21 protein-coding genes are annotated in these 25,683 nt (G+C 66.9%); 12 read left to right on the top strand and 9 right to left on the bottom strand.

The window, feature by feature from the left end:
- The first annotated feature begins 115 nt into the window (after positions 1–115).
- Complete coding sequence (locus tag AC5QAH_RS20035; protein WP_311068876.1) at positions 116–658, top strand: hypothetical protein; 543 nt, start codon at positions 116–118, stop codon at positions 656–658.
- A gap of 46 nt (positions 659–704) precedes the next feature.
- On the opposite strand, the gene AC5QAH_RS20030 is transcribed toward AC5QAH_RS20035, so the two are convergent.
- Complete coding sequence (locus tag AC5QAH_RS20030) at positions 705–1,874, bottom strand: PQQ-dependent sugar dehydrogenase (protein ID WP_019336754.1); 1,170 nt, start codon at positions 1,872–1,874, stop codon at positions 705–707.
- 169 nt (positions 1,875–2,043) lie between these two features.
- On the opposite strand from AC5QAH_RS20030, the gene yiaA reads away from it, so the two are divergent.
- Positions 2,044–2,499, top strand: a complete 456-nt coding sequence (gene yiaA, locus AC5QAH_RS20025) for an inner membrane protein YiaA (protein ID WP_010484216.1) — start codon at positions 2,044–2,046, stop codon at positions 2,497–2,499.
- Positions 2,500–2,606: 107 nt separating this feature from the next.
- Here yiaA and AC5QAH_RS20020 read toward each other — a convergent pair whose 3' ends face one another.
- From AC5QAH_RS20020 to AC5QAH_RS19995, 6 genes are all read right to left on the bottom strand, one after another.
- The gene (locus AC5QAH_RS20020) at positions 2,607–2,930 is read right to left on the bottom strand and encodes a hypothetical protein (RefSeq protein WP_010484215.1); all 324 of its coding nucleotides are present in this window, start codon (positions 2,928–2,930) and stop codon (positions 2,607–2,609) included.
- 110 nt (positions 2,931–3,040) lie between these two features.
- Positions 3,041–4,342: an APC family permease gene (locus AC5QAH_RS20015; protein ID WP_010484214.1), complete on the bottom strand. Its 1,302-nt coding sequence runs from the start codon at positions 4,340–4,342 to the stop codon at positions 3,041–3,043.
- A complete protein-coding gene (locus AC5QAH_RS20010) occupies positions 4,339–5,100 on the bottom strand; it encodes a L,D-transpeptidase family protein (RefSeq protein WP_495232534.1) in 762 nt (253 codons plus the stop codon). Before AC5QAH_RS20010 ends, AC5QAH_RS20015 begins: the two co-directional genes overlap by 4 nt.
- A gap of 15 nt (positions 5,101–5,115) precedes the next feature.
- The gene (locus AC5QAH_RS20005; protein ID WP_010484212.1) at positions 5,116–5,964 is read right to left on the bottom strand and encodes a MurR/RpiR family transcriptional regulator; all 849 of its coding nucleotides are present in this window, start codon (positions 5,962–5,964) and stop codon (positions 5,116–5,118) included.
- A gap of 247 nt (positions 5,965–6,211) precedes the next feature.
- Complete coding sequence (locus AC5QAH_RS20000; RefSeq protein ID WP_012478950.1) at positions 6,212–7,306, bottom strand: dipeptide epimerase; 1,095 nt, start codon at positions 7,304–7,306, stop codon at positions 6,212–6,214.
- Complete coding sequence (locus AC5QAH_RS19995) at positions 7,303–8,742, bottom strand: SH3 domain-containing protein (RefSeq protein ID WP_311068877.1); 1,440 nt, start codon at positions 8,740–8,742, stop codon at positions 7,303–7,305. The genes AC5QAH_RS20000 and AC5QAH_RS19995 overlap by 4 nt, the downstream gene beginning before the upstream one ends.
- A 132-nt stretch (positions 8,743–8,874) precedes the next feature.
- On the opposite strand from AC5QAH_RS19995, the gene AC5QAH_RS19990 reads away from it, so the two are divergent.
- The 9 genes from AC5QAH_RS19990 (at position 8,875) to hglS (ending at position 20,129) form a co-directional block, all read left to right on the top strand.
- Entirely contained in the window at positions 8,875–10,365 is a 1,491-nt protein-coding gene (locus AC5QAH_RS19990) for a transglutaminase-like domain-containing protein (RefSeq protein WP_495232533.1), read from the top strand.
- Positions 10,366–10,416: 51 nt separating this feature from the next.
- Positions 10,417–13,416, top strand: coding sequence for a TonB-dependent receptor domain-containing protein (locus AC5QAH_RS19985; protein ID WP_164194467.1), 3,000 nt, complete (start codon positions 10,417–10,419; stop codon positions 13,414–13,416).
- Between the two features lie 83 nt (positions 13,417–13,499).
- A complete protein-coding gene (locus tag AC5QAH_RS19980) occupies positions 13,500–15,053 on the top strand; it encodes a serine hydrolase domain-containing protein (protein ID WP_241877912.1) in 1,554 nt (517 codons plus the stop codon).
- Positions 14,986–15,699 carry a M15 family metallopeptidase gene (locus AC5QAH_RS19975; RefSeq protein WP_241874449.1) on the top strand — a complete coding sequence of 238 codons (714 nt, stop codon included), beginning with the start codon at positions 14,986–14,988 and terminating at the stop codon, positions 15,697–15,699. Before AC5QAH_RS19980 ends, AC5QAH_RS19975 begins: the two co-directional genes overlap by 68 nt.
- Before the next feature lie 520 nt (positions 15,700–16,219).
- The gene (locus tag AC5QAH_RS19970; protein WP_010484205.1) at positions 16,220–16,591 is read left to right on the top strand and encodes a hypothetical protein; all 372 of its coding nucleotides are present in this window, start codon (positions 16,220–16,222) and stop codon (positions 16,589–16,591) included.
- A gap of 232 nt (positions 16,592–16,823) precedes the next feature.
- Positions 16,824–17,234: an EF-hand domain-containing protein gene (locus AC5QAH_RS19965; RefSeq protein WP_004139214.1), complete on the top strand. Its 411-nt coding sequence runs from the start codon at positions 16,824–16,826 to the stop codon at positions 17,232–17,234.
- A 95-nt stretch (positions 17,235–17,329) separates the two neighbouring features.
- Complete coding sequence (locus AC5QAH_RS19960) at positions 17,330–18,082, top strand: HAD family hydrolase (protein ID WP_311068879.1); 753 nt, start codon at positions 17,330–17,332, stop codon at positions 18,080–18,082.
- 31 nt (positions 18,083–18,113) lie between these two features.
- On the top strand, positions 18,114–18,602 hold the full coding sequence (locus AC5QAH_RS19955; RefSeq protein WP_197602006.1) for a hypothetical protein: 489 nt from the start codon (positions 18,114–18,116) through the stop codon (positions 18,600–18,602).
- Positions 18,603–18,767: 165 nt separating this feature from the next.
- Entirely contained in the window at positions 18,768–20,129 is a 1,362-nt protein-coding gene (hglS, locus tag AC5QAH_RS19950) for a 2-oxoadipate dioxygenase/decarboxylase HglS (protein WP_010484201.1), read from the top strand.
- A 95-nt stretch (positions 20,130–20,224) separates the two neighbouring features.
- Here the strand turns inward: hglS and scpC are convergent, their stop codons facing one another.
- Positions 20,225–21,739 carry a succinyl-CoA:acetate CoA-transferase ScpC gene (scpC, locus tag AC5QAH_RS19945; protein WP_005407828.1) on the bottom strand — a complete coding sequence of 505 codons (1,515 nt, stop codon included), beginning with the start codon at positions 21,737–21,739 and terminating at the stop codon, positions 20,225–20,227.
- A 386-nt stretch (positions 21,740–22,125) separates the two neighbouring features.
- Here scpC and glnE point away from each other — a divergent pair, with 386 nt between their 5' ends.
- The gene (gene glnE, locus AC5QAH_RS19940; protein ID WP_312719324.1) at positions 22,126–24,921 is read left to right on the top strand and encodes a bifunctional [glutamate--ammonia ligase]-adenylyl-L-tyrosine phosphorylase/[glutamate--ammonia-ligase] adenylyltransferase; all 2,796 of its coding nucleotides are present in this window, start codon (positions 22,126–22,128) and stop codon (positions 24,919–24,921) included.
- 175 nt (positions 24,922–25,096) lie between these two features.
- Here glnE and AC5QAH_RS19935 read toward each other — a convergent pair whose 3' ends face one another.
- The gene (locus tag AC5QAH_RS19935) at positions 25,097–25,657 is read right to left on the bottom strand and encodes a queuosine precursor transporter (RefSeq protein ID WP_171953741.1); all 561 of its coding nucleotides are present in this window, start codon (positions 25,655–25,657) and stop codon (positions 25,097–25,099) included.
- Positions 25,658–25,683: the final 26 nt, after the last annotated feature.

Raw genomic sequence — 25,683 nt, 5'->3', positions numbered from 1 at the left:
CTACGGCAAGCGGTAGCGCCGGGCCACGCCCGGTGTTGCTGTGCTCACATTGCACGAACACGCCGGGCGTCGCCCGGCGCTACCATCGGGTTCCCTGTTTCGATGGAGCGCGCGCATGCGCCGGATGGCCTGTCTGATTCCTGCCCTCATGCTGGCCGCCTGTTCGCAGCCGGCGCCGCCGGCCGAGCCTGCGGCGGATGCTCCGCCGCCGATGGAGGCCAGTGCTGCAGCGACGCCTGCGGCACCCCCCGCTGAGCCCACCGCCGCCGCACCGGCCGCGTCCGAAGCGGAAGCGCCCTCCGAAGACGCACGCGCGCGCATCGAGTCGCTGCTTGGCGATGCGGCGCAGTACGAAAAGGTGTTCAACGCGTTCAAGACCGCGGTGGTCGGCGGTGATCGTGCTGCCGTGGTCGAGGAAGTGCACTTCCCGTTGAACATCAGCGGCGGAAAGAAGATCACCCGCCCCGGTGAGTTCCAGCGCAACTACGAGAAGATCATCACCCCGGCGGTGGTCAAGGCGGTGTCCGAGCAGGACTTCGGCAAGGTCTTCGTCAACCAGCAGGGCGTGATGATTGGCGATGGACAGGTGTGGTTGAACGGGCAGTGCCTGGACCAGGCCTGCACGAAGACCGAGGTGAAGGTCATCACCATCCAGTAAACGGAAACGGCCCCGCATGCGGGGCCGTTCCGGGAAAAGGTGCCGATCAGGCCTTCGGCGTCAGCTTCAACAGGCGCGCCTTGCTGCCATCTTCCAGCAGCCACAGCGCGCCATCCGGACCCTGTTCCACTTCGCGGATGCGCTCGCCCATGTTGAAGCGTTCGGCCTCGCGCGCGCTGTCGCCGTCGAACGCCACACGCACCAGCGAGGTCGACGACAGCCCACCGATGAAGCCGCTGCCCTTCCACTGCGGGAACAGGCTGCCGCTGTAGATCACGAAGCCGGCCGGCGAGATCACCGGCGTCCAGGTCACCTTCGGGGCGGCGAATTCCGGACGCGTGTCGTGGTCAGGTATCGGTCGGCCGTCGTAATGGTCGCCGTTGGAGACGATCGGGTAACCGTAGTTGGCGCCGCGCACGATCAGGTTCAGTTCGTCGCCGCCGGCCGGGCCCATCTCGTGTGCCCACAGCTTGCCGTTGGCGTCGAAGGCCATGCCGAGGATGTTGCGGTGGCCCAGCGACCACACCTGCGCGGCCACGCCGCCCTGCGAGGCGAACGGGTTGTCGGCCGGCAGGCTGCCGTCATCGTTGAGGCGGATGATCTTGCCGAGGTTGCCGCCCATGTCCTGCGCCGGATCGAACTTCTGCCGCTCGCTGGAGCTGATCCACAGCTTGCCGTCCGGGCCGAAAGCGAGGCGGTGGCCGTAGTGGCCCTCACCGCTGACCTTGGGGCTCTGCCGCCAGATCACCTTCAGGTCCTTGAGCTGACCGGCGCCGTTGGCGTCCAGCGCCAGCGTGGCACGGGCCACGGCAGCACCGCGGGTGTCCAGCGTGCCTTCCTCGGCGTAGCTGAGGTACACAACGTGATTACGGGCGAAATCGGGATGCAGGATGATGTCGCCGAAACCGCCCTGGCCACCGTAGGCGACCTTCGGAACGCCGGTGATCTCGTGCTTCTGGCCGCTGGCCAGATCCAGGTGCTGCAGCTTGCCGCGCTTCTCGGTGACCAGCAGGCTGCCGTCGGGCAGGAAGGTCATCGCCCACGGCTGGTCAAAACGGCTGACTTCGGTGGCGGTGAACGGGCGCTGGTCGGCGGCGGAGGAGGCTGCGGGCGCGCTGGTCTGGGCGCCGTTGGCGCCGGGGTCGGCGGCATTGCAGGCGGAGGTGGCGAGGATCGGCACCAGGCCGAGGGCGAGCAGCAGGGGCATGCGGGTCATGGGTATCTCCAGGGCGGGGATGCGGATGGCCGGGCTGTCCCTTGTATACCACTGGAGCGGTGACCGTCGTGGCCCGAAGGTCCTGCGCCCCCCTGTGCGACGGCGGCGGGATCGTCTAGGGTGGGCACGCCCGGGCAACGCGTGCCCGACTGCCTGCCAAGGATCTGCAATGAACACTGCCATGCCCCACAAGCCGTCCACCGCCTTCATCGCCGCCTCGTGGGTGGCCCTGTTGCTGGGCGCGGCGGCCTACCTGATCGGCCTGTTCAACGCCGCCACGATGGCGCTCAACGAGAAGGGCTACTACCTGACCCTGCTGCTGTTCGGCCTGTTCGCGGCGGTGTCGCTGCAGAAGAGTGTGCGTGACCGCGTCGAGGGTATTCCGGTGAGTGGTTTGTACTACGCGCTGTGCTGGTTCGCGCTGCTGTCGGCGCTGATGCTGCTGCTGGTCGGCCTGTGGAATGCCACCCTGGCATCGAGCGAGAAGGGCTTCTATGGCATGGCCTACGCGCTGTCGCTGTTCGGTGCGGTGGCGGTGCAGAAGAACACCCGCGACCTGATCGCCGCCGGTGGCGGTGAGAGCAAGCGCAGCGCAGGCGTGCCGCCGCTGCCGGAACAGGAGTGATCGATCCGGTGTAGAGCCGAGCCATGCTCGGCTCAGTCGAGCATGGCTCGACTCTACAGACGTGGTGCGAGAGCCGAGCATGGGCTCGGCTCTACAGGAGCATGGCGCTATCGCTTCAACCGCGGGTCCGCCAGCTGTGCATCCTCCCAGCCACGGCGCACCGCACCGCGCGCCTGCGCCCATTCCAGCCGGCTGCGGCCACGTTCATTGGCCCAGCGCGATTCCAGCTCGGCTTCGACCTGTTCGTAGGCGCGGATCATGTCCTGTGCGCGAGCCGCATGGCCGATACGGTAGGCAGGCTCGTAGTCCTCGAAGAACAACTGGTCGTCGTAGTAGGGCTCGGCCGTGTAGCGTTCGCGCCAGTAGTTGCTGACCGCATCGCGCGGGGTGCTGTCGTCCGGTACGCGGCCGGGGATCTGGTACTCGGTCATGGAAGGCTCCGTTGTGGACGAAGCCCGATCGTGCCTGCGTGGCGGTTAACGGCCCGGTCCGGCAGCGTGATCACCAGATCAATCCGCCGGGCATGCCGCGGCGTTACCGATCACCCGGCGTCGGCATCCTTGCGCGGCAGCTTGTAGATCACCGCGCCGATGGCAAACGCCACCAGTGCCGCGGCGATGTTCTGCCAGCTGGCACTGGCGAACAGCGCCAGGCACAGCAGCAGCGCCAGCACCGGAATAAGCGGGCCACCCGGCAGCTTCAGCGCACCTGGCCGGTCGGCGTAGCGCTTGGCCAGCACCAGCACCGCAGCGGCCGTTCCGATGTAGGCGAACAAGCGCGTGGTCATCGACAGCAGGGCCAGCTGCACGAACGAACCGGACAGGGCCAGGCCGAGCGCGATCAGGCCCTGGCAGAGGATCGAGGCGGCCGGGGTGTGGAAGCGTGGGTGCACCTGCGCCAGGATCTTCGGCCCGTAGCCATCGCGGGCCAGCGCGAACAGGAAGCGCGGGCCCATCATCATCGTGTTGCTGTTGGTGCCGAGGATGGAGATGGTGGCGCCGACCGTCAGGATCAGCGCAAGCGCTTCGCCACCGAAGCCGGCGGCGGCATCGGCCAGCGGCGTGGCCGAGCTGGACAGGCCGGCCAGCGTGCCCTGCGCCACCACCTGCACCGCGCCGTAGATGACGGTGACGGTGATGATCATGGTGATCAGCGCGAACGGAATGTCGCGGCGCGGATTGCGGTACTCGCCGGCCGCGGCCGGGATGTTCTCGAAGCCCGCGTAGGCGTACAGCAACAGGAGCGCGGCTTCGCCCATGCGCTGCAGGTCATGCGGGTCCGGGCGCTGGCCGGAGAACGCAAGTTGCGGATCGATGTAGAACGCGCCGATGGCCACGAACAGCAGCAGCGGCAGCATCTTGCCGATCACCAGCACCACGCCGGTACGCGCGGCCGAGCGCACGCCGATGATGTTGACGCCGGTGAGGAAGCCCAGCGACACCACGATCACCGCGATGCGGCCCATGCCGGCGCCGGCCCACGGCCAGAAGCGCGCGACCGCATCGGCCAGTGCATTACTCAGTGCGGCCGCCGAACTGATGCGGGTCAACCAGATCATCCAGCCGATCTCGAACCCGGCGAATCGCCCGAACGCCTCGCGTGCATACAGGTAGCTGCCACCGGGTTCATCGAAGTAGCTGGCGGCCTGCGCGTAGCACAGCACCAGCAGCGCGACCACGATGCCGGCGGCGACCACGCCCCACAGGCTGAAGGGACCGAGCAGGGCGACGGTGGCGGCCGGCAGCAGGTAGATGCCGCTGCCGATCACATCGTTGATCGACAGGCCGACGATCTGCCAGCGGCTGACCGCGCGCTGCAGCTGCGGTTCGTCCTGCGCGCTCAACGGGCGTCTCCGCTCAGTGCGGGCAGTTGCCACTGGGCCTGCAGGCGCGTGTACTCGGCACGCGGCAGCAGCACGAAGCGCGGCGCATCCTGCGGCCGCAACCAGTTCAGCAGGGCCTGCATGCGCGCCTGCGGCATGGCGGTGCAGCCGGCGGTGGCCTCACCCGGCTGGCGCCACAGATGGGCGAAGATGCAGCTGCCCTTGCCCGGCTGGTTGTCCGGATTGTGGGCGATCACGAAGCCTTCCTGGTAGCGCACGTCGCCCTTGTTGTGCAGGTCCAGCCGCATGGGCTCGGTGGAGCCCTTGATCGCCGCACTGCCGACTTTCCTTTCATCGACGATGCGGTTGTAGAACGGTGAACCGGGTACGTCCATGCAGTAGCTGCTGTCCAGCATCGGCTGGTAGGGCATTGCGGTACCCGGGCGGGTGACGGCATAGCCGAACGAACTGCCGAGCGCGAACACGCCCGCAGGGCTGCGGCCATCGCCTTCCTGTTTCTGCGGGCCGTCGGCCTGCGCCGGGTGCAGGCCCAGGCCCCAGGCACTGCCAGTGCGGCCGAGCGCCACCGGGAACGCCTGTCCATGCGCGTGCCAGCCCTTGCCATCGCGCACATAGGCCTGCAGCTGGCCCTGGGTGCTGTCCCAGCCATCGCTGGTGACCACGATCAGCTGGCGCGCACCCTCCAGCGGCGCGGCGTGGACGGACACCGCCGCAGCAAGCAGCAGCGCAGCGGTAGCGAGGCGAACCAGCGATTTCATCAACAGGTGCTCCGGTCAGGAATCCAGCAGGTGGTCGATCCGCTCCAGGTTCACCGCCAGCTGCTGCTGGCGATCCGGATTGGTGTGGCAGAGCAGCACGAACAGGAAATCGAGCAGGGCGTGCATGGCGCTACGGTACAGCAGCTGCGCGACCTGCGGCGTGCGATCGTGCGCACACACCACCAGCGCAGCATCAGCATGCGCGCGCAGCGGGTTGGCGGTGTGGCGGGTGATGGAAATCACCTTGCCACCCATGTCCTGGAACTGCCGTGACAGCTGCGAAAGCTGGGGCAGGTTGCCGAACTCGGAGAACATCAGCAGCGCATCGCCCGGGCGTGCGGCCGACAGATTGGCCAGCATCAGGATCGGGTCGGTATGCGGCACTACCAGCAGGCCGAGCAGTGACAGCCGCATGGCGAACTCGCGGGCGAACAGGCCATCGTCACCCAGGCCATGGACGAACAGCTTCGGTGCGCCGTCGAGCAGCTGCACGATGCGCTCGATTTCCTCGCGTGGGTTGGCCTGGCGGGTTTCCTCTTCGGCCTGCGCCTTGCTGCGGCGCAGGGCGTCGCCCAGGCGCAGGTAGTCATCGCCGCTGTCGGGTTCGCTGGGGGCCTGTTGTGGATTGGCACCGGCGCGAGCCACGTCCTGGCCGATCGAGTACTTCAGGTCCGGGTAGCCCTTGAAGCCGAGCTTCTGGCTGAACTTCACGACGCTGGACTGGCTGATGCCGAGCGCACTGGCCAGTTGCTGGGACGAGTAGTCGCGCAGCAGGTGGGCGTTGTCGAGGATGAAGTCGGCGATGCGTCGCTCGATGGCCGACATCTGCCCGCGCTCGGAACGGATCTTCAGCAGGGGCGGCATGCGGGGTGTCCGGACATGTGTAGGCGCGTTGCGGTTGGCAGCGTAGAGCGTGTCATGGAGTGGGTCGGGCGGGTCGGGTTTGCGGGGGATGCCGCACGTACGACCGAGAAGCACAGGGCACCGGCGTGCGAAGCACGTCGGCCCGCGGCCGGCGGAGCGTGTCTTCTGGTTGCTTTTCTTTTCGCGAAAAGAAAAGTAACGCCCGACCCAACGTCAGTGGCACGCCAGGCCAGCCGCAAGGCAGAAGTCACCCCAGCATCTCCAGCCCACGCACTTCGGTGATGCCCAAGCCCGGCACGTCGCTGATGCTGATCTCCGATTCGTTGAAATGCACGCCCCCGCTGACCGGGTCGAACTGGCCCAGCGACGGGCCGTCCAGGTCGACCTTGGTGATCACATCGCTCTTGGCCACCGCCAGGTGCACGGCGGCGGCCACGCTGATGCTCGATTCGATCATGCAGCCGATCATGCACGGCACGCCGTAGATGCCGGCGATGTCGGCGATGCGGATCGCGTTGGACAGGCCGCCGGTCTTCATCAGCTTGATGTTGATGATGTCGGCCGCGCGCTGCTGGATCAGGTCCATCACCTGGCTGGGGCTGAACACGCTTTCGTCGGCCATCACCGGCGTGTTGACGCGGTCGGTGACGTACTTCAGGCCACTGATGTCCGCCGCCTTCACCGGCTGCTCCAGCAGCTCCAGTACCACGCCGGCCTCTTCCAGCGTGCGCATCGCATGCACCGCCTGCTTGGCGGTCCAGCCCTGGTTGGCGTCCAGGCGCAGCAGGGCGCGGCCTTCCACCGCCGCATGGATCGCCTTGACCCGTTCGATGTCCAGGCCGATGTCCTTGCCGACTTTGATTTTCAGCGACTCGAAGCCGCGTTCGATCGCTGAAAGCGAGTCGGCCACCATCTTGTCGATGTAGTCCACGCTGATGGTGATGTCGGTAGTAATCACCGGGTCGCCGCCACCGAGCATCTGGTACAGCGGCGCACCGTGCAGCTGCGCCCACAGGTCGTACAGCGCGATTTCCACCGCGGCCTTGGCGCTGGTGTTGCGCTCCATCGCGGTCTGCACCAGCGTGCACAGATGGTTGAGATTGACCACGTCCTGGCCGATCAGGCGCGGGGCGATGAAGTGGCGGATCGCTTCGATGATCGAGCCGTGCGTATCGCCGGTGATCACCGCAGTGGCCGGGGCTTCACCGTAACCGGTGTGGCCGGTGTCGGTGCGGATCAGAACCACCACGTCTTCCACGGTTTCCACCGTGCGCAGGGCAGTCTTGAACGGCGTCTTCAGCGGCACGCGCAGCATGCCCAGTTCGATGGCAGTGATCTTCATTCAGGAGTCTTGGCCCGCAGGCGCTGGATGTTGGTGATGCGGTCGATGTAGCGGACGGTATCGCTGGCCATCATCGGCTCCAGCGGCGTGACCGAAACACCATTGAGGTGGGCCTGTACGCGCGTGCCGTCGGTACCGAACCAGCTGCCGCCCGCCGTATCGTGGATCACCCAGGTGCGGCCGTCGACATGGCCGATGGCCATCATCACGTGCCCGGGAATGTAGACGAGGTCGCCCACCTGCAGGTCGGTGACGGCGCGGTCGCGTACCGCTTTGCCGTCCTTGCCGGTGAAGGGCAGGCGATCCAGCGCGGGGCTGACCGCCTGTGCACTGGTATTGCGCGGCAGCAGCACGCCGAAGCTGCGGTAGATCTCGGAAACGAACCCGCTGCAGTCGCGGGTGTCGTAGTCGTGGCCCCATCCGTAGCGTTCGCCCAGGAACTTGAAGGCCTGCTGCAGCAGCAGGCGCGGGGTCAGCGGCAGGTAGTCGGCGGCGGTGTCCTGCGAGCGCGGCAGCAGCGCCGGCACCAGCTTCAGGCGCCCGTTGGCCTCGCGCACCGGCAGCTGCACCACCCACGACGCGTGCGCCTGCTGGCCGTTCACGGGTTCTGAAGCGGGCCAGTCGGCCAGCACCGGCAGGCGCACGCCCATGTCCAGCTGCAGGCGCGAGACGCGCGGTTCCTCCGGGGTGTAGGCGGTCTGCGCGGTGGCGCCGGTGACGATGCGGTACGGGCCCTTCGTGCCATAGCCGAGCACCGTGGCCTTGTCGCCGCTGGCGATGGCATCGGCCTCGATCCATGCGCTGTAGCGCTCGCTGTGCACGAACAGCCAACGGCCATCGGTACTGCGATGGACCACCGCGACCTTGTCGCCGGGGAACAGTGCCGATTCCTGGAAGCGGTCGATGTCGGTGTCACCGGCAGTGCTGAAGACCCGCTCGCGGGTGGGGAAGGTACGCAGTGCCGCGCGCTTCACCACCAGCCCGTAGGCCGGTGCCACCTGGGCAGGAATCGCATCGAGGCCGAGGTTGGCTTCGATCGCGCTGCGCAGTGCGGTCGCGATCGCCTGGCCCTTGTCGTTGTAGAGGGCGCGGGTGGGCCAACTCGACAGCGCGGTGATGCTGGCACGCACCGTCGCTGCATCAAGCTGGGCGGGCAGTGCGGCGATGTCCTGGATGTGGCTGTCCTGTGCCCGCATCCGCGCGTTCTGTGCCTCGATCTGCGCGCGGTCCAGAATCGGCGCATCGGCGTTGCCCAGGCGCGCGGCCCAGTACTGCGGGGTCAGGTAGGCCTCGTGCAGGCCGATCACATAGGGCAGCGGTGCGCCGGGATCGGGTGCCACGGGAGGCTGTGCAAAGGCCGGGGCGGCCAGCAGGCACAGGGCCAGGGTCAACCGGCGCGGCCAACGCCGGCGCGGTTCGCGGGAAGCCAGGCTCATGCGGTGCACACCCTCCTCGAATGCCTGTTGGAATATTTATTCCTTTCGGCTTCGAAATCAAGAATAAATTATTGACCGGCATCCCGGCCCGTGTTACACAGCCGATACCACCCGCGCTGGGGAAGTGTCGCTGTGGAGTCTGCCGTTCGCAAACCGTGTCTGCCTGCCGCCGCCGGTCTCTGTGCCGCGCTGCTGCTGTGGGCGTGGTCGGCGGGAGCGGAGCCGCCGCCCTCAGCCATCCAGTTTGCGCGCGTCGTGCAGATGATCGACGCGGGACGGTTCTTTGAAGCTCACAGCGAACTGAACACCTGGTCGGCTGCCGACGCGGCGGAGCCTGGCGTCAGTTTCGACGACATCGCGTTCCAGGAAGAACGCATGCGCCGCATCCGCCTGGATTTTTCCCTCGACGAAACCGCCGCCAAGTCCGCCGTGCGCCGCTGGATTCCCGACCTCACCGACGAGGAATTCGCGCGCTGGGACCAGCTCGGCCTGATTGAACACCTCGATATCGATGGCGCGCGCTGGTACTTCAAGCGCGCACCGTCGAACCTGTTCCTGCTCAGCGATGAGGCACGCGCACGCCGCCGCGCGGATGCACCGATGCCGGCGCCGGGCCCGAACGAGGTGCTCAATGCACACCACGCGCGCGTGCTTGCCGCGGCCGAACAGAGTGGCCAGGCGTCGGTACTGCCGCAGCGCATTGAATTCACCCAGTCGCTCACGGTGAAGGCCGACGCCGTACCGGCCGGCGAAACCGTGCGCGCCTGGATTCCGTACCCGCGCGAGATTCCGGGCCAGCAGGAGCAGGTGCAGTGGCTGGGCAGCGCGCCCGGTAAGGCACGCGTGGCGCCAGCCAGCACCCTGCAGCGCACCGCTTATCTGGAAGCCAAAGCGGTGGCCGGGCAGCCGACCCGCTTCGAGATCCGCTACGCGATGACGATCTTCGCGCGGCATACCGCGATCGATCCCGCCAAGGTGCAGGCCACACCGAACGATCCCGCATTGAAGCCCTACCTGGCCGAACAGCTGCCGCATGTGCGCTTCACCCCCTCGCTGAAGCTGTTCTCCGACCAGGTGCTGCAGGGTGAGACGCGACCGTATGAAGTGGTGCGCAAGCTGTTCGCGGCGGTCGATCGCATTCCATGGGCGGGCGCGCGCGAATACTCCACGCTCAGCAACATCAGCGATTACGCCCTGCGCGCTGGCCATGCCGACTGCGGCCAGCAGACCCTGCTGCTGATCGCATTGCTACGCATGAACGGCATTCCCGCGCGCTGGCAGTCGGGGATGGTGTTCTCCGACGATGGCAGCGGCTACAACAACCTGCATGATTGGGGGCAGGTCTACCTGGCGCCGTACGGCTGGCTGCCGATGGACGTGACCACCGGCGCGCTGGCCAGCGATGTGCCTGCACTGCGCAATTTCTATCTGGGTGGCCTCGACGGCTACCGCATCGCCTTCAACGACGATTTCGGCCAGCCCTTTGTGCCGGCCAAGCAGCATTACCGCTCGGAAACGGTCGACTCGCAGCGCGGCGAGGCCGAGTGGGCAGGCGGCAACCTGTACTTCGACCAATGGAGCTACGACTTCCAGTGGCGGGTACTGCCAGCCGGGCAACGCTAGCGCGACACATCGCAACTCACACCATTCAATTCTTGCAGGAGAGAGCAGGGGATGAAGGCTTACAGCATCAAGCGGGCGGCGTTGTGCGTCGCCCTCGGGGCGTGTCTGGGCGTGATCGCGCCCAGCGCATTCGCACAGGATGGTTCGGTGGTCGGCCGGTTGGTCAGCGATGCCGGCCAGGTGCCGGCCGGTGCCACGGTCACCGTACGCAACCCCGCCACGGGCTTTGTCCGATCGGTGCAGGCCGACGCCAATGGTAGCTACCGTATCCCGTTGCTGCCGGTCGGCACCTACGAGATGGACGTGAGCCTGCCGGGTGGAGCGGCCAGCCGTGTTGGCCAGGTCACCGTCAGCCTTGGCAGTGCGACCACGGTGAACGTGCCGCTGGGTGCGGTCAGCACGCTGGGTACGGTCGAGGTACGTGCACCGCAGGTGGTGTCGATGGTGGATGTCAAGTCCACCGAATCGGCCACGAACATCACCCGCGAAGAGCTTTCGCGCCTGCCGGTGGACCGTGACATCACCGCCGTGGCACTGCTCGCGCCCGGCGCGGTGAAGGGCAAGGGCTCGTTGGGCGGCCAGGGCATTTCCTTCGGTGGTTCGTCGGTGGCCGAGAACACCGTCTACATCAACGGCCTGAACGTTACCGACTTCTACAACCGGGTCGGCTTCTCGTCGGTGCCGTTCTCGTTCTACCAGGAATTCCAGGTCAAGACTGGCGGCTATTCGGTAGAGTTCGGGCGCAGTACCGGCGGTGTCATCAACGCAGTCACCCGGTCGGGCAGCAACGACTTCAAGGCCGGTGCCGAACTGGTGTTCGAACCGCGTGCCTGGCAGTCGCAGGCGCGCGACCGCTACGACGGCAGCGGCAGCCGCTACATCACAGCGAGCCGCGATGACTACAGTCGCAGTGCGCTGAACGTATTCGCGTCCGGTGCGCTGGTGAAGGACCGCTTGTTCTTCTTCGGCATGTATGAAGCTCGCGACTACCGCCCGACATCGACCAACGACGCTGGCACCCGCCTGAGCCAGGGCAAGGCCGATGATCCGTTCTGGGGCGGCAAGATCGACTGGCAGATCACCGACAACCAGATGCTGTCGCTGTTCGGATTCTCGGACAAGAGCAAGACGCTCACCGATGTCTACGATTACGACTACGCCACGGGACAGACTGTGGGTGAGCGCAGCAACCAGATCTACAACACGGTGGGCGGCAAGAACTGGTCCGGCACCTATAGCTGGCAGGTCAACAGCGACCTGACCATGAAGCTGATGTATGGCGAGAACAAGCGCAACCGCATGCAGAGCTCGTTGATGGACGAGAACTGCAACCGTGTGTTCGACAACCGAACGGCCAGCCAGGGCGTGCCACCCTCGCTGCAGGGTGACCGCAGCTGCACCAGCAGCTCGCAGCTGGAATCAGCATTGGATACCCGCAAGGCCGCCCGCGCCGATTTCGAATGGACACTGGGCAATCACCTGCTGCGCTTCGGCATGGACCGCGAGGAAAATACCTCCGACTACAGCCGTGCCTACCCCGGTCCGGGCGGCCTGCGCTACGACATCTATGCGCGTACTCCGGGAAGTTCACTCAACGGCGGCGTGGTGCCGGCCAGTGGCCTGGTGGCGCGTACGCGCCGCTATGAGGTGGAGGGTGCGTTTGAGACCATCAACTCGGCCTGGTACCTGGAAGACAACTGGCAGGTGACGCCGAACCTGCTGCTGAACATGGGCGTGCGCCTGGAAGCCTTCGACAACAAGGGCGGCGATGGCAGCAGCTACATCAAGATCGATGACATGGTGGCGCCACGTCTCGGCTTCTCGTGGGACGTGCGTGGCGATGGCACCACCAAGGTGTTTGGCAACCTGGGGCGCTACTTCCTGCCGGTGGCCAACGTCATCAACATCAAGCAGGCCGGTGGCTTCCTCGACGAACGCACCTGGTATGAGTTCCTGGGCTACAGCGGCGCGGCCAACAATGTGCCGGTGCTGGGCGCGCAGATCGGACCGGTGGACAATTCGCAGGGCGATGGCAGCGTGCCGGACCTGCGCGCTGAAGTGAACCGGGACATGGATCCGGTCTACCAGGATGAAGCGATCCTGGGCTTCCAGCAGATGATCAACGAGGCTTGGTCGGTTGGCGCCAGCGTGACTTACCGCCGCCTGCACAACGCCATCGATGACATGAACATCACCGCCACCGGCCAATGCGGTGCCATCGACGGGGTGTGGATCATGGGCAACCCGGGACGCACCAACACTGTCTGGGGCGACACCAACTGTGATGGCACCAATGATGGCTGGATCAACATCGACACATCCAGGGAAGGCTGGGCGCTGTACGACGATGATGGCAACTACGTGGGCCAGCGCGGCTGGGTAAAGCCCAAGCGCGACTACAAGGCGCTGGAACTGCAGGTCGACCGTGCGTGGGATGGCAAGTGGGGCTTCAACGCGTCCTATACCCTGGCCTATGGGCGCGGCAACGCCGAAGGCCCGGTCAACTCCGATACCGACTTCGCCGATGCCGGCCGCACCGAGAACTTCGACAACCCGTGGGTCAACTATCGCGGCTACGGCTACCTGGCCAACGATCGCCGCCACCAGTTCAAGTTCCGCGGCAGCTACGCGTTGACCGAGAACCTGAGCGTGGCCGCCACCCTGGGCGTACAGTCGGGCAGCCCGATCACGCGCTTCGGTGCCGGCAATCCTTTCGACGACACCGACTTCCACAGCTACTACGTGTGCGTGTCCAACTGCCAGGCGACCGTACCGTCCGAACGTGTGTTCGTGCATTCCCCGCGCGGTGGCGATGGGCGCACGCCGTGGACCTACGACCTGGACGTGAGTGTTTCGTACAAAGTGCCGATCCCCACCGACCTGCGCCTGAAGTTGGCGGTGTACAACGTTCTTAACCAGCAGCGCGTGGTGACCGTGGACCAGGATTACGAGCCGCAGGACAGCATCGGAACGCCGAACCCGATGTATGGTTATGGCACTGGATTCCAGTCACCGCGCTACGCACAGCTGACGGTGACCTGGAGCTATTGAGGACGCATCCATGCGCCGCCCTGCCGGGCGGCGCGGGTCTGTGATCGCCGGATATGATCCGGCACCGCCTGACGGAGACTGCCTTGCATCGTCTGTTGCTACTGGTCGCTGTACTGGCGAGCCCCGCTGCCCAAGCAGTGGATGGCGCACGACTGGATGCCGCCATCGCCTTTGTGGACCAGCACGAGCACCTGCCGGGGCTGGCGATGGCGGTGGTCGAGGATGGCCAGGTGGTCTATCGCCACACTGAAGGCGCGCGTGGTGACGGTGGCCGCATCGACGAGGACACGCTGTTCAAGATCGCCTCCAACAGCAAGGCGATGACCGCCGCGCTGCTGGCCACGCTGGTGCAGCAGGGCAAGCTGGGTTGGGCTGACCCGGTGCAGCGCCACCTGCCAGCGTTCCGCATGCATGACCCGTGGGTGGGCGAGCATCTGCAGGTACGCGATCTGCTGATCCACAACAGCGGCCTCGGCCTGGGTGCCGGCGACCTGATGCTGTGGCCTGAGCCCAATGCCTTCACCCGCAGCGACGTCATCGCCGGGCTGGCACACCTGAAACCGGTCACCAGTTTCCGCAGCGGCTATGCCTACGACAACCTGATGTACGTCGTTGCCGGTGAGGTGGCTGCGGCCGCCGGTGGCAAGCCCTATGACCAGCTGATGCGCGAGCGGGTGTTTGAGCCGCTGGGGATGACCCGCTGCCAGGTGGGCGCATGGTCGGTGAAGCAGATCGGCAATGTCGCCCAACCGCATGTGCGGCGCGATGGCCGCAACGTGGTGGTCGCTGGTGATGGAGCGCTCAGCCCCGATCTGACGTCGATGGCGGCCGGTGGCATCCGCTGTTCGCTGCGCGACATGACCCGCTGGATGCAGGTGCTGCTGGACCCGGCGCTGGTACCGGCGTGGTTGGGCGCCGAGCAGCGCCGCATGCTGTGGACGCTGCACATGCCAATGCCGCTGGGCGAGCGCCAACGCGACTGGGACAACACCCGTTTCTACGGCTATGGGTTGGGCTGGCGGGTGTCGGACATGGACGGGCACTGGAAAGTCGCCCATACCGGTACCCTGACAGGCATGTATTCCTCGCTGGCGCTGCTGCCGGACCGCAAGGTCGGTGTGGTGATACTGATCAACGGCGAGGCCGAAGACGCGCGTACCGCGCTGATGCAGTCGACGCTGAAACAGTTCACCGCGCCGGAAGACGCGCAGCATGTGGGGTACTACCTAGCGGAACTGGCGGCTGATCGGGCCGTGCGCGCCGCCACGGGGAGTCCTGTGCCCTCCACCAGGGGCGCACAACCGGCCGCCGTCACCGATCTGCAGCGCTGGCAGGGCCGCTACGCCGATCCCTGGCTGGGCCCGGCCTCGCTGTGCCCGGGCAAGGACGGCCTGCGCTTCAGCGTCGACAAGTCGCCAGCGCTGCAGGCGGCCGTGCTGAAGTTGCAGGGGCGCTGGCTGCTGCGCTGGGATACGCTTGGCGACGAAGCGCAGGCGTGGTTGCAGCCAGGCGAGGGCCCGGTACCGACGCTGGACCTGCGCGCCATCGATCCGGACATCGACTTCAGCTATGACTTCCAGGACCTGCATTTCACTCGTACTGGCGACTGCGCTGGCAGCGACCGCCAGCGCCGCTGAGCCACCGCGTGTTTCACCGGCCACCGACGCGGCCAGCGCTGGTTTGGTGGAGATCCGCGCGTTGTCGCCAGGCATCGACATGGACATCCGCTACGCCGGCGCCAACAACTTCACCGGCGCGCGCGTGCCCGGCTACGAGGCGTCGTCCTGCTACCTGCTGGCGCCGGTGGCGAAGGCGCTGGCCGAGGTGGAACAGGACCTGCGCGCCGATGGCTTCGGCCTGCGCCTCTACGACTGCTACCGGCCGGTGCGTTCGGTGCAGGCCTTCATGGCCTGGGTGAACGATCCGCGCGAGCTCTCGCGCAAGGCACAGCAGTATCCGGACCTGGACAAGCCGCGCCTGCTGGCCGACGGCTACATCGCCGAGCGCTCCGGCCACAGCCGCGGTGCCACGGTGGATCTGGGCCTGTTGGATTGCCGCAGTGGCACCTGCTTGCCGCTGGACATGGGCACCGACTTCGATTTCTTCGGGCCACGCGCGCATACGCAGACGAGCGGGCTGAGTGAGACGCAGCAGGCGAACCGGCGGCAACTGGTACAGGCAATGGCACGGCGTGGTTTCGTGAACTATCCGCAGGAGTGGTGGCACTACACGTTCCAGCCGGAACCGGATCCCGGCACCGCGTACGACGTCCCAGTGCGGTAGGGGTATCGGCAGGGCTGCGCCCTGCACCTGCAGAGGCAACTGCAACGGCCGAAGCAACAGCTGGCATTCCGTGGGATGGCTGGGTGGGTCCGGTTGCGTGGGACGCTGCAAGTCCCCTTCCGGGGTCCGGCCCAGCCGCTGGCGGCTGTGCGTTCGGGCGCTTGCGAAGCAGTGCTTCGCAAGCAAAGCGCCCTCACCCATGTAAGCTCGGTCGCCGCTTGCTCGTGCGCGCAGTCCTGCACGCACGGCAAGGCCAGGGTTGGGCGTCCTGCCCAACCCGCCCGAGGCATGCCTCGGGCCCATGCGGCTCACGCCCCCGCAACCGGACCCACCCAGCCTTCGACAATTCCCCGCGCGGTCCGTTGTAGAGCCGAGCCCATGCTCGGCTGTTCTTTGTTCAATCGTCGAGATATTCGATTTCGAGAGATTCACCCACGCATGGCGTGGATCTACTGTGGCTACCGGATTGGGTCCGGGGCAGATCCCTTACACTGGCCGCCTCTTCATCCCTGCCCACCCGATGAACCTTCCCCTGCACTTCGGCCTGCTCGGTACCCTGGAAGCGGGCGCCATCGCCCTGCTGGTCGGGCTGCTGGTGTACTTCCTGTGGTCGCAGCTGTGCCGGCTCCTGCACTGGACAGTCGGCCACGCGATCGGCTGGTCCTGCGTCATCGCCGTGATCATCTCCGCCGGCATCGATGCATGGAAGCTGTTCTACATGGGCATCGTGCGGCTGGAATCCCCACTGTACGCGCGCCTGTTCCTCGCCACCATCCATGATCCGAACGAACTCGGCAGCCGCGTGGTGCTGGAAATCGCCGGCGCGCTCGCCGGTGTTGCCCTCGGCTGGGTGTTGTTCAGTTCGCGGTCATCGGCACAGAACGTCGACTGACGCAGGTTTTTCGTTGGTTGCCGGTTAAATCCGGCAGCGCTGAATGCGCATCTTATGAGCTGCTCACTTGCTGCTAACCACCGCGCTAAAGCATGCGTGGAGGCGAGTGGTTAATCGTGCGTGTTGACGCCGGTCGCGGGGCAAAATCGATTCAGAAACGCGGTGGCAGGGTAGGTGCCGTGCGGAGACAACACGCCGCGCAACACCACCCAATCGGTAGGAGACACCCCTGATGACTATTCGCAACCGCAAGCCCCTGATCGCCCTGATCGTCGCCGCCGGCAGCGTGCTGGCCATTCCGGCGATGGCCCAGTCGGCCAAGCAGCAGGCCGCGCAGGCACAGAACGAAGCCGCGCAGGCGCAGCAGTCGGCGGCACAGGCAGGGCAGGCGGCTGACCAGGCGACCAATGCGGCCGCCGCGGCATCGGCGCAGGCCAATGGCGGTGGCCAGACCTGGGCCAGCATCGATACCGATGGCAACGGCACCATCAGCAAGACCGAGGCACAGGTGAACGCGGGCCTGGCCCAGGTGTTCGACCAGGCCGATACCAACAAGGACGGCGAACTGAGCGCCGATGAGTACAAGGCCTACGTGGCCGCGCAGCAGGCCGGTGCGGGTGCCGGCGCGGCCCAGGGCCGCTGATACACACCTGATTCGGGAAGACCGGGGCATGGGGACCCGGGCGGCTGCGGCCGCCCGGGTTTTTCTCGTCATCGCCACCCCTGTATCCTTGGCCGATGAACACCTCCACGCCTGCGCCGTCGCGCGCCATCGGCCTGGTCGGTTTTGACGGTGACGATACGCTGTGGAAGAGCGAGGACTACTACCGCAAGGCCGAGCAGGATTACCTTGACCTGCTGTCGCGCTACGTCGACGTGCATGACACCCAGACCGCGCGCCACCTGCTGGAAGTGCAGCAGCGCCACCTGGGCACCTTCGGCTACGGCGTGAAGAGCATGACCCTGTCGATGATCGAAGCGGCCATCGACATCACCGCCCAGCGTATCGGGGCCAAGGACATCCAGCGCATTCTGGACATCGGCCACGACACCCTGCGCCATCCGGTCGAGCTGATCGACGGTGTGCGCGAAGCCGTGGCGGCCATCGCCGAGCACTACCCGGTGGTGCTGATCACCAAGGGCGACCTGTTCCACCAGGAAGCCAAGATCAAGGTCGCCAACCTGGGCGAGCTGTTCCCGCGCATCGAGATCGTCTCGGAGAAGGACCCGGAAACCTACGCCCGCGTGCTGGCCGAATTCGATCTGCCGATGCAGCAGTTCGTGATGGTCGGCAACTCCCTGCGCTCGGACATCGAGCCGGTGGTGACCCTGGGTGGTTGGGGCGTGCATACCCCGTATGCAGTGACCTGGGCACACGAGACCCAGCACGGCGTGGCCGACGATGAACCGCGCATGGTCACCGCCGATACCGCCCACGACTGGCCGGCCGCACTGGCGGCGATCGAAGCCAAGGCCGCGGCGGCGGCCTGACAGGGCCCGGCGGCTGCGGCAGAATCGGGCCATGAACCACCGACTGCGCATGCTGCTGTTGTCCCTGCTGCTGGCGCCGGCCACCGTGCTGGCCCAGCAGACGGCCGAGCGTTCGGCCACCTATGAAGTGGACACCGGCGACAGCTGGGTCGATGCCCAGCTGCAGGACATCAATCATTACGCCGAGCGCTACCCGGATGCCTTTCTCGATGAGGTGTCGCGCTATGCCGACGTGCCGCGTGGCTACATCAGCGCGCTGTTCACCACCCACGGTTGGCAGGCTGGGGATATCTACTTCGCCTGTTTCTGGGCCAAGGCCAGCGGCCAGACCTGCCGTGAGAGCGTGCGCGCCTTCAGCCAGGACCGGGAAGGCGGCTGGGAAGCGGTGGTGAAGCGGATGCCAGTGAAGCCGCAGAACCTGCATGTGCGTGCGGTGCGCCACGCCATCGTGGCCAGCTACAGGCACTGGGACCGGCCGATCACCCTGGATGCCACCCTGAAGCGCCAGCTCAACCGGTAGTGCCGGCCGCTGGCCGGCAACTGCACCCTTCCAGGCATCCGGAGGTTGCCGGCCGGTGGCCGGCACAACCGGTATTTTTCATGTTGCTCTGCATATCGCGGCCGCCACGCACTCCGGCGACAATACGGGTTCGAGCTGTTCCCCGTTCCCGTAATCGAGTGACTGATGAGCGCCTCTTTCGTTTCGCCTGATGTGATCCGCCGCCTGTTCGCACAGGCCATGTCCCGCATGTACCGCACCGAAGTGCCGTTGTACGGCACGCTGGTGGAACTGGTGGAGCGGATCAACGCGCAGGTGCTGGAGCAGGACCCGGCGCTGGCCGCGCAGCTGCAGCGCAACGACGAGCGAGCACGCCTGGATGAAGAGCGCCACGGCGCGATCCGCGTCGGCACCGTGCAGGAACTGGCGACGCTGCGCCGCCTGTTCGCCGTGATGGGCATGTACCCGGTCGGCTACTACGACCTGTCGGTCGCGGGCGTGCCGGTGCATTCCACCGCGTTCCGCCCGCTTACCGGCGCCGCGCTGGCACAGAATCCATTCCGCGTGTTCACCTCGCTGCTGCGCCTGGAGCTGATCGAAGACGAAGCGCTGCGTGCCGAATCGGCGAAGATCCTTGCGCGCCGCCGCATCTTCACCGAGGGCGCGCTGGCACTGATCGACCAGGCCGAGCGTGACGGTGGCCTGGCGCAGGCCGATGCCGAGCGCTTCGTCGAGCAAGCACTGGAAACCTTCCGTTGGCACGGCGATGCCACGGTCGACCTGCCGACCTACCACGCGCTGCACAACGCGCATCGGCTGGTGGCCGACGTGGTCAGTTTCCGCGGCCCGCACATCAATCACCTGACCCCGCGCACGCTGGACATCGACGCTGCGCAGGCGGCGATGATCGAACACGGCATGGCGGCCAAGGCGGTGATCGAAGGCCCGCCGCGCCGCGCCTGCCCGATCCTGCTGCGCCAGACAAGCTTCAAGGCGCTGGAAGAGGCAGTGCATTTCCCGGACGCGGAAGGTGGCGATGCCGGCACGCATACCGCGCGCTTCGGCGAGATCGAACAGCGCGGCCTTGCGCTGACCCCGAAGGGCCGCGCGCTGTACGACCAGCTGCTGTCGCAGGCACGCGATGCCGGTGGCGAAGGCAGCACCGGCGGCGACTACGGCCAGCGCCTGCAGGCGGTGTTCGCCAGCTTCCCGGATGACCATGACACGCTGCGCCAGGAAGGGCTGGGCTATTACCGCTACCAGCTGACCGACGCCGGCCGTGCCGCGCCCGAGCGCGTGGCGGATCTGCCGGCTGAAGTGCTGGTGGCCGCGGGCCTGGCGACGGCCGATCCGATCGTCTACGAGGATTTCCTGCCGGTCAGTGCCGCGGGCATCTTCCAGTCGAACCTGGGCGGCGAAGAACAGCGCGCGTATGCCGCGCACGCCAACCGCGAGGCCTTCGAGCAGGCGCTGGGCGTGGCGGTGAATGACGAGTTCGAGATCTACGAGCGGCTGCAGGCGGAATCGCTGGCGGCGCTGCGCGCCTGATCGGCACCGCTTTGGTGCGCGTGGTGGGTGCGGACCAAGGTCCGCACCCACTGGAAGCTGGTAGCGCCGGGCCATGCCCGGCGAACCGAGAATAATCAGCCCTTCATCGTGCCGGTATCCAGCCAGCGCTGGTGCCACGACAGCGCTTCCGGCAGCAGGTGCGGGGTGTGCTTGCCGTAGCTTTCGCGGCTGGCACGGTCGAAGTAATCCTGCAGCTGCGGGCGGAAATCCGGGTGCGCGCAGTTGTCGATCAGCACCTGCGCGCGCTTGCGCGGTGTCAGGCCACGCAGGTCGGCCAGGCCCTGTTCGGTGACGATCACCGACACGTCGTGCTCGGTGTGATCGACATGGCTGGCCATCGGCACGATCGCCGAGATGGTGCCGTTCTTCGCCGTCGACGGGCTCAGGAACGCCGACAGGAAACCATTGCGGGCGAAGTCGCCCGAACCGCCGATGCCGTTCATGATGCGGGTGCCCATCACGTGCGTCGAATTGACGTTGCCGTAGATGTCCACCTCGATCATGCCGTTCATGCCGATGCAGCCCAAGCGGCGCACCAGTTCCGGGTGGTTGGAGATCTCCTGCGTGCGCATGATGATGCGCTCGCGGTAGAAATCGATGTTCTCCTTGAACGTCTCGTTGGCCTGCGGGCTCAGCGCAAAACCCGTGCACGAGGCATAGCTCAGCACGCCGTCGCGCAGCAGGTCGAGCATGCCGTCCTGGATCACCTCGGTGAACGCAGCCAGGTCGCGGAAACCGCTCTTGGCCAGGCCGGCCAGCACCGCGTTGGGGATGTTGCCCACGCCCGACTGCAGCGGCAGCAGGTTCGGCGGCAGGCGGCCCTTCTTCACCTCGTGCTTGAGGAACTCGATCAGGTGCGAGGCGATCTGTTCGCTGGTTGCATCGATCGGGCTGAACGGGCTGTTGCGGTCCGGGCCGTTGGTACGCACCACGGCCACGATCTTGTCCGGGTCGCAGCGCAGCGCGGTGTCGCCGATGCGGTCGTTGGCGTTCACCAGCGGAATCGGCTTGCGGTGCGGCGGCAGCGCGGTGCCGTAGTAGATGTCGTGCATGCCGTCGACGCCGGCCGGCTGCCATTCGTTGACCTCGACGATCACCTTCTTCGCCAGGTCCAACCAGGTCTTGTTGTTGCCGACCGAGGTGGAGGGCACCAGCGAGCCATCTTCGCGGATGGCCGAGACTTCGATCACCGCAGTATCGATCTCGCCGTAGAAGCCGAACCACACGTGCTGGGCCACGTGGCTGAGGTGGATGTCGATGTAATCCAGCTTGCCCTCGTTGATGCGGTTGCGTGCATCCGGGTCGCTCTGGAAGGGCATGCGCATGGCGATGCCATCGGCCTTGGCCAGCGCGCCATCGAGTTCCGGCGCGGTGGAGGCGCCGGTCATCAGCTTGATCTGGAAGGGATTGCCCTGGGCATGCACCGCTTCGATGCGGCGGGCCAGTTCCACGGGAACGGCCTTGGGATACCCGGAGCCGGTAAAGCCGCTCATGGCCACGGTTTCACCGGGCTGGATCAGCGCGGCTGCGGCCTCTGCGGAGACCACGCGGTCACGGAGACGCGCGTTGGCGATGCGATCAACAGACATGACGACACGTGTTGCTGGGGGGAATTCCGATTATCGGCCATCCTCATCCGTACGGGGGGTTCTACCTTCGTGGAATGGCTTTTCCCCGGGGGCTCACCCAAACCCACCGGTTTTGTTTTGCAGTGCAGCGTGCAAAGTGCTTTCGCAGCCCGCACGATGGCCCTGCATCCCGACGTGGGGGAGGGAGCAGAGCCCGCTGGCAGTTCGCTGCAAGCGGGCTTTTTTATTGCCTGTCATCCAGTGTGAATACGCGGCACCCCTTCAGGGTCGGATCCTTTTGCCAAGGGCAAAAGGCTCTGACCCCACCCGCGGCATCAAGCGGCCGCATCTCGGGGGCAGAGCCCTTCGCCGTTGGCAAAGGGATCCGACCCCGCGAGAATCAGGGCATGACCCTCGCCCCCGCCGAACTGTCCGCCGCCCTCCAGCCCGTTGTCGACCGCGCCCTGGCGCGCCTGGCCCAGGTCCTGCCCGAGCCCGTCCCGGCCGACCTGCTGCCGTTGCTGACCCGGTTGGCGGTCACCAGCGACTTCGCCCTGGACACCCTGGTGCGGCAACCGGCGCTGCTGGCGCAGCTGGCCGCGCCCCGCTGCCCGCCGATCCCCGCACCCGTGCTCGATCCGCTGCAGCCCAGCGATTGGCCGGCACAGCTGCGGCGCTGGCGAACGGCGATGTCCACGCGGCTGATCTGGCGCGACCTGGCCGGGCTGGACGACGTGGCGCAGACCCTGGCCGGCGCCACCACCCTGGCCGAGGACTGCCTGCGGCTGGCGCTGGATGCCCTTCAGCAGGAGTTCGCTCAGCGCCACGGCGTGGTTCGCGATGGCGAAGGCGCTCCGCAGCAGCTGGTGGTGTTTGGCCTCGGCAAGCTGGGCGGCGGCGAGCTGAACTTCAGTTCCGATATCGACCTGGTCTACGCCTACCCGCACGGCGGCGAATCCGATGGCCCGCGCGCGCTGGCCGCCGAAGAGTATTTCGCCCGCCTCGGCCAGCGCCTGGCCAAGCTGCTGGACGAAACCACGGTCGATGGCTTCAGCCACCGCGTCGACCTGCGCCTGCGCCCGTTCGGCAGCGCCGGCCGCGTCGCGCTGTCGTTCGCAGCGATGGATCAGTACTTCCAGCGCGAAGGCCGCGACTGGGAGCGCTATGCGTGGCTGAAGGCGCGCGCGGTGGCCGGCGACATCGCCGCCGGTGAAGCGTGGCTGCAGACCCTGCGCCCGTTCGTGTACCGCCGCTACCTGGATTTCACCGCACTGGACGGCCTGCGCGAGATGAAGGCGGCGATCACCGCCGAAGTCGCGCGCCGCGAGCTGCACGAAGACATCAAGCGCGGCGCCGGTGGCATCCGCGAAATCGAGTTCCTGTGCCAAGCGCTGCAGCTGATCCGGGGTGGCCGTGAACCAGCACTGCGCGAGCGCCGCCTGTTGGTGGCGCTGGACGCCTTGGTCGCCGCCGGACAGATCGCGCCTGAGGATGGCAGCGCGCTGCGCGAGGCTTACCTGTTCCTGCGCCGGCTGGAAAACCGCCTGCAGATGCTGCGCGATGCACAGACCCACGTGCTGCCCAGCGATGCGCTGGACCGCGAGCGCATCGCCGTCGGCCTCGGCTATCCGGACTGGGACGTGCTGCGCGCGGCGCTGGCCGTGCAGCAGGCACGGGTCAGTACCGAGTTCGCTGCGCTGCTGGCGCCGCGCAAGGGCCAGGCCGCGCCCGATGCACTGGCCAACTACTGGCGCAGCCTGCCCGACGGCAGCAACGCACCGCTGCTGGCCGAAGCCGGCTTCCTCGATGCCAACGGCGCTGACCAGTCATTGCGTGATTTCGCCCAGGGCACCGGCGTGAAGTCACTGTCCGACGCAGCGCGCGCACGCCTGGACCGCGTGCTGCCGGCACTGCTGCATGCCGCCACGCGTTCGCCCCAGCCCGACGCCGCGCTCAAGCGCGTGCTTGGCCTGCTGCAGGCGGTGCTGCGCCGGACCAGCTATCTCGCGCTGCTGGACGAGCAGCCCAGCGCGTTGGCGCGGCTGGTCGATGTGCTGGCGCGCAGCGCACTGCTGGCCGAACGCCTGGCGGCGTATCCGCTGCTGTTGGACGAACTGCTGGACGTGCGCGTGTCCGGGCCGATGCCCGATGCCGCCGGCATGCTGGCCGAGTGCCAGCAGGTGCTGGCGGTGGAGGATCCCGAATCTGCGCTGCGCTGGCTCAACGAGACGCGGCTGGCGCTGAGCTTCCGCATGGCGATGGCCACGCTGGACGGGCGCCAGGGGGCGGTGGACAGCACCCGGCAACTGGCCGAGCTGGCGCAGGCGGTGGTGGTCACCGTGCTGGCAATGGCCGAGGCGGACATGCGCGCCGCACACGGAGAGATTCCCGGTGGCCGCTTCGCGATCATCGGCTACGGCAGCCTGGGTGGCCTGGAACTGGGCTTCGGCTCCGATCTGGACCTGGTGTTCCTGCACGACAATCCGGCCGGCGTGGACGCCAGCGACGGCGCGCGTCCGCTGGAGCCGGGGCGTTGGTATGCGCGCCTGGCGCAGAAGGTGATGGCGCTGCTCGGTGCGGTCACTGCTGCGGGCCGCCTGTACGACATCGACGTGCGCCTGCGCCCGGACGGTGGCAAGGGGGCGCTGGTGTCTTCGTTGGCCAGCTACACCGAATACCAGCGCGAACGCGCATGGACCTGGGAACACCAGGCCTTGGTGCGCGCACGCGGCGTGGCCGGTGATGCCAGCCTGCTGGCCGACTTCGAACAGGTGCGTGCGCAGACGCTGGGACGTGAGCGCGATCCGGCCACGCTGTATGCCGATGTGCTGAAGATGCGTGGACGCATGCGCACCGAGCTGGACCGCAGCGATGCCGCGCGGCTGGACCTGAAGCAGGGCGCCGGTGGCGTAGTGGACCTGGAGTTCCTGCTGCAGACCGGCGTGCTGGCGCGCAGCGCGCAGCATGCAGGGCTGCTGCAACCACGCGATACGCCGTCGTTGATCGATGCGCTGGCGGTTGCTGGTTTCCTGCCGGAAGACACCGCAGAGGCGCTGCATGGCGCACATGCCACGTTGCTGGACGTAGGCCTGGCCTGCACGCTGGATCGACGTCCGCGACTGGCACCGACCACGCCCGCGATTGAAGAGGCGTGTGCCGCGATTACGGCAGCGTGCAGAGCCGCGGCGTTGCCGTTCGGGTGAGTGGGTGCACCCATTAGCGCAATTGCCCGGGGATGATCCGCTGTTGGTAGGTGCCGACCGTTGGTCGGCACAATCTGTCAGCGGTGATGGACTCTGATGGAGCGTGCCGACCAACGGTCGGCACCTACCGTGCTCATGTGCCATCCAAGGTTGGCACCTACCAGGGCAATGGCGGTCAGCTGGTGGCGCGCAGCGGCGCCATTTTCCACAGCAACGCGCGGAACGGGGCCAGCAGGCACACGCCGATCGCCAGCTTCACCGCCAGGTCGCCGGCGGCCCAGCTCACCCACGGCAGGGCGGAGCCGGCAAACGCGATCGACCAGAAAATGGTGGTATCCACCGTCGCACTGCAGGTGGTGGCCACCATCGGCGCGCGCCACCAGCTGCCACGGCGCAGGCGGTCGAACACGGTGATGTCCAGCAGCTGCGCCACGATGAACGCCGAGCACGAGGCAATGGCGATGCGCGGCGTGGCCACCCAGATCGACAGCAGTACCGCTACCAGGAAGCCGATCCACGCTACGTGGCGCGCCGGGCCCGGGCCGAAGCGGCGGTTGATCAGGTTGCTGACCAGGAACGCCACCGGATAACTGAAGGCACCCCAGGTCAGCCAGTCATTGATCGGGTACTGCACCAGTACGTTGGACAGCAGCACCACTGCGCCCATCGCCAGTACCGCCAGCACCAGGGCGCGCGGGGTCAGCGGGGCAAACACAGGGGCAGGACGCACGGACATGGCGAGCCAGGGGGACAAAGGGGATC

It is taken from the genome of Stenotrophomonas sp. YJH_SMC_43, assembly GCF_059372535.1.
This window is presented reverse-complemented; position numbering and strand designations above follow the sequence as displayed.

Excerpts from the sequence above, each read along its gene's own strand:
- AC5QAH_RS20000 (WP_012478950.1), bottom strand. The coding sequence starts at position 7,306 with ATGAAGATCACTGCCATCGAACTGGGCATGCTGCGCGTGCCGCTGAAG.
- AC5QAH_RS19955 (WP_197602006.1), top strand. The coding sequence starts at position 18,114 with ATGAACCACCGACTGCGCATGCTGCTGTTGTCCCTGCTGCTGGCGCCG.
- AC5QAH_RS19965 (WP_004139214.1), top strand. The coding sequence starts at position 16,824 with ATGACTATTCGCAACCGCAAGCCCCTGATCGCCCTGATCGTCGCCGCC.
- AC5QAH_RS19985 (WP_164194467.1), top strand. The coding sequence starts at position 10,417 with ATGAAGGCTTACAGCATCAAGCGGGCGGCGTTGTGCGTCGCCCTCGGG.
- AC5QAH_RS20030 (WP_019336754.1), bottom strand. The coding sequence starts at position 1,874 with ATGACCCGCATGCCCCTGCTGCTCGCCCTCGGCCTGGTGCCGATCCTC.
- hglS (WP_010484201.1), top strand. The coding sequence starts at position 18,768 with ATGAGCGCCTCTTTCGTTTCGCCTGATGTGATCCGCCGCCTGTTCGCA.
- yiaA (WP_010484216.1), top strand. The coding sequence starts at position 2,044 with ATGAACACTGCCATGCCCCACAAGCCGTCCACCGCCTTCATCGCCGCC.
- AC5QAH_RS19970 (WP_010484205.1), top strand. The coding sequence starts at position 16,220 with ATGAACCTTCCCCTGCACTTCGGCCTGCTCGGTACCCTGGAAGCGGGC.
- AC5QAH_RS20035 (WP_311068876.1), top strand. The coding sequence starts at position 116 with ATGCGCCGGATGGCCTGTCTGATTCCTGCCCTCATGCTGGCCGCCTGT.
- AC5QAH_RS19995 (WP_311068877.1), bottom strand. The coding sequence starts at position 8,742 with ATGAGCCTGGCTTCCCGCGAACCGCGCCGGCGTTGGCCGCGCCGGTTG.
- AC5QAH_RS20020 (WP_010484215.1), bottom strand. The coding sequence starts at position 2,930 with ATGACCGAGTACCAGATCCCCGGCCGCGTACCGGACGACAGCACCCCG.
- AC5QAH_RS19975 (WP_241874449.1), top strand. The coding sequence starts at position 14,986 with ATGACTTCCAGGACCTGCATTTCACTCGTACTGGCGACTGCGCTGGCA.
- glnE (WP_312719324.1), top strand. The coding sequence starts at position 22,126 with ATGACCCTCGCCCCCGCCGAACTGTCCGCCGCCCTCCAGCCCGTTGTC.
- AC5QAH_RS20010 (WP_495232534.1), bottom strand. The coding sequence starts at position 5,100 with ATGAAATCGCTGGTTCGCCTCGCTACCGCTGCGCTGCTGCTTGCTGCG.
- AC5QAH_RS19935 (WP_171953741.1), bottom strand. The coding sequence starts at position 25,657 with ATGTCCGTGCGTCCTGCCCCTGTGTTTGCCCCGCTGACCCCGCGCGCC.
- AC5QAH_RS19960 (WP_311068879.1), top strand. The coding sequence starts at position 17,330 with ATGAACACCTCCACGCCTGCGCCGTCGCGCGCCATCGGCCTGGTCGGT.
- AC5QAH_RS20005 (WP_010484212.1), bottom strand. The coding sequence starts at position 5,964 with ATGCCGCCCCTGCTGAAGATCCGTTCCGAGCGCGGGCAGATGTCGGCC.
- scpC (WP_005407828.1), bottom strand. The coding sequence starts at position 21,739 with ATGTCTGTTGATCGCATCGCCAACGCGCGTCTCCGTGACCGCGTGGTC.